We start from the raw sequence: 2097 nt of genomic DNA, 5'->3' as shown, positions 1-2097 counted from the left end.
GCGGGTTCGGCGGAGGCCGTGCGCTCGGGCGGTCGCGGGGCCGGGGGGGGCGACTCGGGCTTGCGCGGCGCCGGCTCGGGCGTGTTCATGCGGTTCTCGAGCGTGCGCGAGAAGCTGTCGGGCTGCGCGCCCAGGCCGTCCAGGGCGGAGATGCCGATGCGGGCCTGCTGCGCGCCGAGGCGAAGCTGCGCGACGTTGCCGAGACTGGAGGGGGAGAACGGTGCGGACATGGTTGCGGGCCTCTCGTGGGCTGGATGCGATGGATCGCGGACGATCCGACAGCCCATCAAAAGCAAGCCTCATGCCATGGGTGTGTCACCGGGTCGGGCGGCTGCCGCGGCTTCCCGCGTCAGGCGTCCTCGCCACCGCGTCGGGCGGCGTGCTCGTCCGACTGCTTCTGCTCCTGGCGCGCCTCGCTGCGCGCGACCGCGTGCTGGTGGCGCTGGGCGAGGGTGTCGAAGGCCTTGAGCTTGGTGCGCTGGGCGAGCCAGGCCTGCTGGCCCTCGACGGTGCGCGCGCGCGATTGCTCGACCACCTTGCGCTGCGCGGCGATCGCGTCGTCGAGCTTGGCGATGAAGGCGCCATAGTTGCGCCATGCGTCCGCGCTCAGGCCGTCGCGCGCGGCCTGCACGAAGCGCTCGTGATATTCCGTGCGATAGTCCTCGAGCATCTTCAGCTTCTGTTCCACGTCGCGTTCGGCGGCGACGAGTTCGCCCAGGCGACGCGCAGCCTCGTCGGTGCGGGTGCTGGCGAGGTCGAGCAGGGGCTGGAGGTGGAAGGAGGCGGGCATCGGCGTCGTGTCACGGGGGCGTTGCAAACAGCATTCTAGCCGTTCGCCGGATGCCCGAGGTGGGCATATTTCGGTCGGCTCGTCCTCGACCGTGACGAAATGCTCGCGATCGATGTCGCGGGTGCAGGAGCGACGCCAGTCGCGATCGCGGCGCTTCGGCCCCGCGGCGGCGCAGCTTCGCCGCCCGATCGCGGCTGGCTTCGCTCCTACGGGCGAGCGGGAGCGCTTGCGCCTCGTGCCTTTCTCACCCGAACACCTGCGCCAGCTTCTGCAGGGCACCCTCGTAGGTTTCGTGTTCCTGGATGCCTTGTTGCAGGAAGGCTTCGAGCCTGGGGTAGAGCTTGACGGCCATGTCGAGCAGGGGATCGCCGCCGGGCTGGTAGGCGCCGACGGCGATCAGGTCGCGAGAACGCTGGTAGCGCGAGAAGAACTGCTTGAACTGGCGCACCACGTTGAAGTGGTCGTCGCCGACGAGGTTGTGCATCGCGCGCGAGATCGACTGCTCGATGTCGATCGCCGGGTAGTGGCCCTGGTCGGCGAGATTGCGCGAGAGCACGAAGTGGCCGTCGAGGATGGCGCGCGCCGCGTCGGCGATCGGGTCCTGCTGGTCGTCGCCCTCGGCGAGCACGGTGTAGAAGGCGGTGATCGAGCCACCGCCCTCGGGGCCGTTGCCAGCGCGCTCGACCAGCGCGGGCAGGCGGGCGAACACGCTCGGCGGGTAGCCGCGGGTGACCGGCGGTTCGCCGATCGCGAGCGCGATCTCGCGCTGCGCCATCGCATAGCGCGTCAGCGAGTCCATGATCAGCAGCACCTGCTTGCCCTGGTCGCGGAAGTACTCCGCCACCGTGGTGGCATAGGCCGCGCCCTGCATGCGCATCAGCGGGCTGGTGTCGGCGGGCGCCGCCACCACCACCGAGCGCGCCAGGCCCTCGGGGCCCAGGCTGTGGTCGATGAACTCCTTGACCTCGCGGCCGCGCTCGCCGATCAGCCCGACGACGATGACCTCGGCCTCGGTGTAGCGCGCCATCATGCCGATCAGCACCGACTTGCCCACGCCGGAACCGGCGAACAGGCCGAGGCGCTGGCCGCGGCCGACGGTGAGCAGCGCGTTGATCGCGCGCACGCCGACGTCGAGCGGCTGTGCGATCGGCGCGCGTGCGAGCGGGTTGATGGCACGCCCCTGCAGCGAGCGCGTCTCCTGGGTGTGCAGCGGGCCCTGGCCGTCGAGCGGGCGGCCGGCGCCGTCGACCACGCGGCCGAGCAGGGCGTCGCCCACCGGCAGGTGCTTGGCGCGGTCGGCGGCGCGC

At 71.3% G+C, this 2097-nt stretch carries 2 protein-coding genes and 1 pseudogene; all 3 read right to left on the bottom strand.

What is annotated here, in order from left to right:
• Positions 1–230, bottom strand: a pseudogene (locus tag C665_RS19380) (hypothetical protein); the annotation flags it as partial.
• 119 nt (positions 231–349) lie between these two features.
• Entirely contained in the window at positions 350–790 is a 441-nt protein-coding gene (gene fliJ, locus C665_RS19375; RefSeq protein WP_004328705.1) for a flagellar export protein FliJ, read from the bottom strand.
• 244 nt (positions 791–1034) lie between these two features.
• Positions 1035–2097 (bottom strand): FliI/YscN family ATPase (locus C665_RS19370; protein WP_004328704.1); only part of this gene is annotated, 1063 nt, incomplete at its 5' end.

It is taken from the genome of Thauera aminoaromatica S2 (genome assembly GCF_000310185.1).
Lineage (GTDB): Bacteria > Pseudomonadota > Gammaproteobacteria > Burkholderiales > Rhodocyclaceae > Thauera > Thauera aminoaromatica.
This window is presented reverse-complemented; position numbering and strand designations above follow the sequence as displayed.

What these genes read in the sequence shown, in the direction of transcription:
- fliJ (WP_004328705.1), bottom strand. Translation starts at nt 790, where the DNA reads ATGCCCGCCTCCTTCCACCTCCAGCCCCTGCTCGACCTCGCCAGCACC.